General features: G+C 68.5%; 7 protein-coding genes. 4 read left to right on the top strand and 3 right to left on the bottom strand.

The features are described 5' to 3' along the window. Together ACFWPJ_RS19190 and ACFWPJ_RS19185 are read left to right on the top strand one after the other, a co-directional pair. The coding region (locus ACFWPJ_RS19190; RefSeq protein ID WP_378853121.1) for an AraC family transcriptional regulator ligand-binding domain-containing protein at nt 1-912 on the top strand (912 nt) is incomplete at its 5' end. 135 nt (nt 913-1,047) lie between these two features. Next, entirely contained in the window at nt 1,048-2,076 is a 1,029-nt protein-coding gene (locus tag ACFWPJ_RS19185; RefSeq protein ID WP_378853119.1) for an NADP-dependent oxidoreductase, read from the top strand. 91 nt (nt 2,077-2,167) lie between these two features. On the opposite strand, the gene ACFWPJ_RS19180 is transcribed toward ACFWPJ_RS19185, so the two are convergent. Then, complete coding sequence (locus ACFWPJ_RS19180; protein ID WP_378853117.1) at nt 2,168-3,142, bottom strand: dipeptidase; 975 nt, start codon at nt 3,140-3,142, stop codon at nt 2,168-2,170. Nucleotides 3,143-3,281: 139 nt separating this feature from the next. On the opposite strand from ACFWPJ_RS19180, the gene ACFWPJ_RS19175 reads away from it, so the two are divergent. Then, entirely contained in the window at nt 3,282-3,812 is a 531-nt protein-coding gene (locus ACFWPJ_RS19175) for a hypothetical protein (protein ID WP_378853115.1), read from the top strand. Nucleotides 3,813-3,851: 39 nt separating this feature from the next. Further along, nucleotides 3,852-5,915 carry a prolyl oligopeptidase family protein gene (locus tag ACFWPJ_RS19170; RefSeq protein ID WP_378853113.1) on the top strand — a complete coding sequence of 688 codons (2,064 nt, stop codon included), beginning with the start codon at nt 3,852-3,854 and terminating at the stop codon, nt 5,913-5,915. A gap of 3 nt (nt 5,916-5,918) precedes the next feature. Here ACFWPJ_RS19170 and ACFWPJ_RS19165 read toward each other — a convergent pair whose 3' ends face one another. Together ACFWPJ_RS19165 and ACFWPJ_RS19160 are read right to left on the bottom strand one after the other, a co-directional pair. After that, the gene (locus tag ACFWPJ_RS19165; protein ID WP_378853111.1) at nt 5,919-6,788 is read right to left on the bottom strand and encodes an alpha/beta fold hydrolase; all 870 of its coding nucleotides are present in this window, start codon (nt 6,786-6,788) and stop codon (nt 5,919-5,921) included. Then, nucleotides 6,788-7,420 (bottom strand): TetR/AcrR family transcriptional regulator, encoded by a 633-nt coding sequence (locus tag ACFWPJ_RS19160; RefSeq protein WP_378853109.1) that lies wholly within the window; start codon nt 7,418-7,420, stop codon nt 6,788-6,790. Before ACFWPJ_RS19160 ends, ACFWPJ_RS19165 begins: the two co-directional genes overlap by 1 nt. Nucleotides 7,421-7,540 lie beyond the last annotated feature (120 nt).

The following is a 7,540-nucleotide window of genomic DNA, read 5'->3' as shown; positions in this document are numbered from 1 at the left end:
CGCGTCCCCGGCACCGACGAGATGGTCCTGCGCGGTGAGCTGAACCGGATCCCGATGAGTTCGCTGCTGCGCCTGTGGGAGCTGATCGCCCACGCCAGGCCGGGCGCGGGTTCCGGCGCCGCGGTGGCCGCCGCCGCACCGCTCGGCACCCTCAACACCTGGGACTACCTGGTGACCACCGGCGCCACCCTGACCGACTCGCTGCGCGCCGCCCAGCCGTATCACCGCCTGGTCACCGCGGCCACCGAGGGCTTCGACCTGTCCGGCGACGGCGAGCTCACCATCGGCTACCGGACCTCGGCGGGTGATCCCGCCGTCGCGTCGGTGGTCAACGAGTATGTGCTCGCCTACTACCTGCGCCGCGCCCGCGAGGCGACCGGACGCCCGCTCACCCCGGCGCGGGTGAGCTTCGGGCACAGCGCCCCGGCCGATCGCAGCGGGCTGATCGCCGTATTCGGTACCGACAGCATCGAATTCGATGCCGCGTCGGATGCGATCACCTTCCACGCCGACGACGCCAACGCCCCGCTCCCCCGCGCCGACCCCATGCTCGCGAACCTGGTCCGCAGTCACGCCGAACTGGTACTCGCCTCGGCCCGCCCGGTCGCCGGCCCGCTCGACGCCTTCCGCATCGCCCTCGCCGCCGCCCTGGACGCGGGCGACCCGTCCTTGGTTCGTGTCGCGAAAACCCTTGCCATGAGCCAGCGCACGCTGCAACGCCACCTCGCCGAACACGACACCTCCTGGCGCGACGAGCTCGATCTGCTCCGCTACGAGCGCGCGAAAGCCCTACTGGATCAGGGCCACAGCACCGCCACGGTCGCCGAACGTCTGGCCTTCTCCGACGACCGCGCCCTCCGCAAGGCCTACCACCGCTGGACCGGCACCACGCCGACCGCACGAATCGGGTAGGCCCGTCACGCGAATGCGGCCTGTCGTGAATGGACCGGGCGGTGGCGTGAACGGACCTGGGACCGCCGGCGATGCCGCAATAACGTTGTCGTCACCGGAGAGAAACACCGGCTGACCTCGAAAGAAGGCCCGATCATGTCGAACACCACCACCGCGGCGCTGCCGACCTACACCCGCGAGATCCACCTGGCCGCCCGGCCGAACGGCGCTCCGGTGGCGACCGATTTCGCCCTGGTCGAGCGCGAGCTGCCCGCCCTGGAAGACGGCCAGATCCTGGTCCGCAACACCTGGATGTCGGTCGACCCGTACATGCGCGGCCGGATGGACGACAAGGAGTCCTACATCCCGCCGTTCGAACTCGGTGCGGCACTGGACGGTTCGGCCGTCGGCGAGGTGATCGCCTCCCGCGCCGCCGATATCGCGGTCGGCACCACCGTCTCGCACTTCGCGGGCTGGCGCGAACACGCGATCGTCGACGCCGCCACCGCGACCCCGATCGACCCGGAACTGGCCGCACCGCAGCACTTCCTGAGCGTGCTCGGCACGACCGGCCTCACCGCCTACGCGGCGCTGACCGATGTCGCCCAGGTCAAACCCGGCGACACCGTGTTCATCTCGGCCGCCGCGGGCGCGGTCGGCAGCGTGGCGGGCCAGATCGCCAAGGCGCTCGGCGCGAAGCACGTGATCGGCTCGGCGGGCGGACCGGCCAAGACGCGAAAGCTGCTCGAAGAGTTCGGCTTCGACGCCGCCATCGACTACCGCGCGGGCGATCTCGCCGGACAGCTCACGGCCGCCGCGCCCGACGGCGTCGACGTCTACCTCGACAGTGTCGGCGGCGAACACCTGAAGGTCGCCATCGAAGCACTCAACCAGCACGGCCGGATCGCCCTGGTCGGCGCGATCAGCGGCTACAACGGCGCCACCGCCCAGCAGACACCGGACCTCTACCTCGCGGCGACGAAGGAAGCCACCCTGCGCGGCATGCTGGTGACCAGCCACTTCCCGATCTTCGGCGAATACATCGCCAAAGCGGCGGGCTGGCTCGCCAACGGCACCCTACGCACCACCGAAACCGTCTACGAAGGCCTCGACCAGGCCCCCGCCGCCTTCCTCGGCGTCCTCACCGGCGCCAACACCGGCAAAATGCTCGTCCACCTAACCTAACCCCAAACGAGTATCAAGATCACCACGCTCTGGTGGCGCGACTTCTCGGGCAATACTCACCTGAGAGCGTGGTGATCATTCGTCCAGGGCGTTAGGCGCGCCAGACCTGGCTTGCGACGCGGGCGAAGTTTCCGCCGAAGATGGCGGCGCGCTCGGTCGTGTTGAAGCCGCGGTCGGCGAGGAGATCGGCCAGGCCGGGGACGTCGGATTCGCCGAGTAGGTCCTCGGGGGGTGTCCATTGGAGGGGGCCCCACGCGGTGTAGGACTCCGAGAACGCGCCGGGGTTGTCGCGGATCTCGTCGTTGAATTCCTGGCCGTCGAAGGAATAGTCCGAGCTGACTCCGATGTGGTCGATCCCGAGCAGGTCTACGCCGTAGCGAATCTGGTCGGCGATCGCCGCCACCCGTTCGGCGCGCGCGCCAGGCTCGTTGTGGCCCAAGAAGATTCCCACTCCATTGATGCCGATGACACCGCCGGTCGCGGCGCACGCGTGGGCCTGCTCGTCGGTGATGTTGCGCGGGTGTTCCCACAGCGCGGCGAAATTGGAGTGGCTGTAGATCATCGGCACGGCGGTGTGGGTGGCGATGTCGAGACCGGTGCGCCGCGAGCAGTGCGAGCCGTCGGCGAACATGCCGACCTCGTTGAGCCTGCGCACCAGGTCTTTTCCGTAGCCGGTGAGGCCGGTGTCCTCGGTGTCGAGACACCCGCAGCCCGCCGCATTGGCGTGGTTGTAGGTGGGCAGCAGCGAGCGCACGCCGAGCCGGTAGAACATCTCGACGTTGTCCAGGTCGCCGCCGAGCGGGCCGGAGTCCTCCAGGTCGAAGGCGAGTGCGATCACGTCGTCGCCGCCGATGTCGGCCAGGCTCGCGACCAGCCGGAACCGTGGATCGGCCGCCGCCCGGTCGCGGAACTGATGCAGCAGTGCCAGCGAATCCTCGGTGCTCTGTGGCGAATAGCCCACGTTGACAGACAGATACGACCCGAGCGGATACCGGGCGAGTTCGCCGATCCGCGCCGTGTGATGCAACGGCAGACAGCAATGCTGCTCCCACAGGAAGGGCGGCACAGTTCAACCTCCGGTTGATGAGTCGTGACCTACGATCCTACGTTTCGCAACACATCCGGAATCGGAACGACGCTAACGCGATGTCTGATTAGTCCGATTAATCAGTACCTTCCTCCCACTGCCCCGAAGGCGGTGCGACATGCGTCGCTTCCTCGTATTCCTCGCCACGATCGCGTCCTGTGCCGGCCTATGGACCATTCCGGCCGCGGCAACCCCGTCCTACTGCGGACTGACCTGGGGCTCACTCGACAAGTCGAGCCCGACCTATTCGACAGCCACCGTCGCCGATGTCAGGTCAGGCCGCCACCAATGCTTCGACCGCCTCGTGATCGACCTGTCCGGCCAGCCCACCGGCTACCGCGCCGGCTACGTCGGCACCGTCACGATGGACGGCTCCGGCGCGGCGGTCCCCCTGCGCGGCGGCGCGTTCCTCCAGCTGGTGGTGCAGGCCCCCGCCTACGACTCCGCGGGCAACAGCTCCTACCGTCCCGCGAACAGCACGGAACTCGTCGACGTACGCGGCTACCCGACCTTCCGCCAGGCGTCCTGGGCCGGATCGTTCGAGGGCCAGACCACCCTCGGCCTCGGCGTCCGCGCCCGCCTCCCGTTCCGGGTCATCACCCTCGAGAACCCCGCCCGCGTGGTGATCGACGTCGCCCACTACTGGTGAGTCCGCGCACTCCGCCGACCGCTCGGCAACAATGTGGGGATGAGTGGCGTTGAGCAGGACGTGACGGATTCCTATCTGTGGCTCGAGGAAGTGACCGACGAGGCCGCGCTGGACTGGGCGCGCGCCCGCAACGAGGTGGTGCAGCAGCGGTTCGCGGCGACAGATCGGTTCGCCGAGCTGGAGCGGCGCGTGCTCGCCATGCTCGACGACGACACCAAGATCGCCTACCCCGGCCGGCGCGGACCCTGGCTGTACAACTTCTGGCGCGACGCCGAGCACCAGCGCGGGCTGTGGCGGCGGACCACCTTCGAGTCCTACGCCACCGACGACCCCGAGTGGGATGTGCTGATCGACGTCGACGCCCTCGCCGAGGCCGACGGGGAGAACTGGGTGTGGCAGGGCGCCATCGTGCTGCGCCCATCCCAGGAGCGCGCCTTCATCCAGCTCTCCCGCGGTGGCGCCGACGCCAAGGTGCAGCGTGAATTCGATCTGACGACACGGGAATTCATCGCACCCGAAGACGGCGGCTTCTTCCTGCCCGAGGCCAAGTCGCAGCTGCGCTGGATCGACATCGACACCGTCTACGTCGGCACCGATTTCGGGCCGGGCTCGCTCACCGAATCCGGGTACCCGCGCATCGCCAAGCGCTGGCATCGCGGCACCGCGCTGGCCGAGGCCGAGACCGTGTTCGAGGGCAAGCCGAGCGATGTCTCGATCTCCACGGGCTACGACCGCCACCCCGGCTACGAGCGGCACTACACGGGCCGGTCGACGGACTTCTTCAACGAAGAGGTCTACCTGCTCGACGAGGACAACGCCTGGCACCTGATCGAGACCCCCACCGACGCCGACGTCGGCTGGTACCGCGACTGGCTGACCGTGCGCCTGAAGACCGCGTGGGAGACCGGCGGTAAGACCTACGAGCCGGGCAGCCTGCTCGTCACCGACCTGCCCGGATTCCTCGACGGCGCACGCGAATTCGAGGTCCTGTTCGCACCGGATCCGCACACCTCGCTGCACGACTACACCTGGACCGAGAACCACCTCGTCCTGACCACCCTCCAGGATGTACAGACCCGGCTCCGCGTCCTCACGCCGGGACCGGACGGCTGGACCACCGCCGAGCTGCCCGACTCCCCCGCCATGTCCAGCACCTCGGTGAGCAACACCGACCCGCTCGAGGGCGGCGACGAATTCATGCTCACCACCACCGGTTTCACCACCCCGACCACGCTGCTCGCCAGTGCGATCGGGGCCGATACCCAGCTGCTGAAGCAGGCACCCGCCTATTTCGACGCCACCGGCATCGAGACCGAGCAGTTCTTCGCGACCTCCGACGACGGAACGGCTGTGCCCTACTTCGTGATTCGTCACCGTGACCGTCGCGGCACACCCGGCCCGACGATCATGAACGGCTACGGCGGATTCGAGATCTCCAAGACCCCGCTGTATCTCGGCTCCGCGGGCATGGCGTGGCTGGAACGCGGCGGCACCTATGTGATGACCAATATCCGCGGCGGCGGCGAGTACGGCCCCGAATGGCACACCGCGGCACTGAAAGAGCACCGGCACCGCGTCTTCGAGGATTTCGCGGCCATCGCCCGCGACCTGGTGACCCGTGGCATCACCACCCCGGACCGGCTCGGCGCGGTCGGCGGCAGCAACGGCGGCCTGCTGATGGGCGTCATGCTCACCCGCTACCCGGAACTGTTCGGCGCGATCGTCTGCCAGGTGCCGCTGCTGGACATGCGGCGCTATCACCTGCTGCTGGCGGGCGCGTCCTGGGTGGCCGAGTACGGCGACCCGGACACGCCGGAGGAATGGGCCTACATCAGCGAGTACTCGCCGTATCAGAACACCGACACCGGCAAGCAGTACCCGCCGATCCTGCTCGCCACCTCCACCCGCGACGACCGGGTGCACCCCGGGCACGCGCGAAAGATGGCGGCGCTGCTGGAATCCCAGGAACGCACCGTTTGGTACTACGAGAACATCGAGGGCGGGCACGGCGGTGCGGCCGACAACAAGCAGTCGGCGTTCCTGTCCACGCTGGTCTACGAGTTCTTCACGCAAATGCTGGTCGAGGGCCGCCGCTCGGCGTAGGCCTCAGCGGTCGCGCAGCCACTTCTCGACGACGTCGACGGTGGAGTCCGGATTGGTGATCCAGCCGTTGTGCCCCAGCGCCTCCGGCTGGAACCACCGGGTGACCCGCGCGGCGGGCAGTTTGCCCAGCAGGTGGTCGGCGGAGGTCTGCGGCGCCAGGTCGTCACCGGCGATGGTGATCGACAGGACGGGGAACTTCAACCGCGAGATCCGTTCCTCGTAGTCGATATCGGCGCCGACGGGCACGAACCGTCCGGTGCGGGCCAGCCGCGCCCAATCCGACATGAGCACCTTGGACTGCCTGCCGTAGGCACGGCGGCCGAGCATGTCACCCGGCCAGAACCCGGCCAGATTCGACGCGACCGCCACCGCGGCCGTGCCGACCAGCATCCCGGGTCCGAGCACGCCGCGATATCCGCGGAAATACGGTGTGCCCGAGGCGACGAGGATCAGGCCGGCGATCCGCCCGCGCGCCCTGGCCGCGTACATGACGGCGAGCTGGCCGCCCATGCTGTGCCCGAGCAGGTACGGCGTGCTGTCGGGGAATCGGTTGCGCACGATCTGGAGCATCGCCGGGAAGTCGACCGAGGCCAATTCGTGGTAGCCGTAGGCACTGTCGGCGTCGGGCCGGTGGGTGCTGTCGCCGTTGCCGCGCAGCTCGCCGATGGCCACGTCGAAACCGCGCTGGGCCAGGCGGTCACCGAAGTACTCGTAGAACTCGCCCGGCACGGCGAGGCCTGGCGCGATGACGACCACGGGCCGCGGCGCGTCCGGCGTGACCGGATGCGTGTGCGGACCGCGCGCCGGAATGAGCCGCACGGGCAGGGTGGTTCCGTCGGGAACCTGGATCGGGACGACCTCGACCCGGGGCATCAGGCCCCTACCGCACCCAGAATCACCCGGCTCAGCACCTGGATCACGTCGTCCAGCGGCGGCCGCGGTTCCGAGCCACTCCAGCCGTCGACGACGTAGTTGACCGCGCCGATGATCGCCAGCACGCGCAATTCGTAGTCGCCGGACGGGATCTCGCCGTGCATGGCGGCGTCCTCGGCGGCACTGGCCAGCAGCGACCCCCACACCCGCCGCAGCTCCAGCCGGAACTTCTCGACCTTGGGGCCGGCGCCGACCACTTCGACCAGCGCCACCCGTGCCTTGCGCGGATCGGACCCGATCGCCTCCACATAAGCGCGAACGGCGGTCTCGATCTGCTCGAGCACCGGTGCGTCGGTCTTCGCTTCGAGAGCGACGGCGACCGCTTCGCGCGATTGCCGGTCGATCTGCTCGTACAGTTCCAACAGCAGCGACTCGCGGCCGGTGAACTCCTCGTAGAACTGACGAGACGAGAGTCCCGCGTCCTTGCAGATGGCACCGACCGAACTGTTGGCGTACCCGTCGCGCGCGAAGACCGTCAGGCCTGACTCCAGAAAACGCGCACGCCGCTGGCGTTGCCGGTCCTCTACGGGTTGCCCGGCATACATTCGTCCCGTATTCGCATCCTGTGACATTGTCGCTGACAATACCGAAGGGGCCGAAACCCGCCGAAATGTAGGGGCCCCACGGGGGCCCTAGCGGCGTAACCCCCGTTATGCGAAATTTGTGTATAGTGAGGGGAGTTGGGCGAGGGC

This window comes from Nocardia sp. NPDC058497, assembly GCF_042720195.1.
Taxonomy (GTDB): domain Bacteria; phylum Actinomycetota; class Actinomycetes; order Mycobacteriales; family Mycobacteriaceae; genus Nocardia.
Note: the sequence above shows the minus strand (reverse complement) of the source record. Positions and strands in the feature narration are given on the sequence as shown.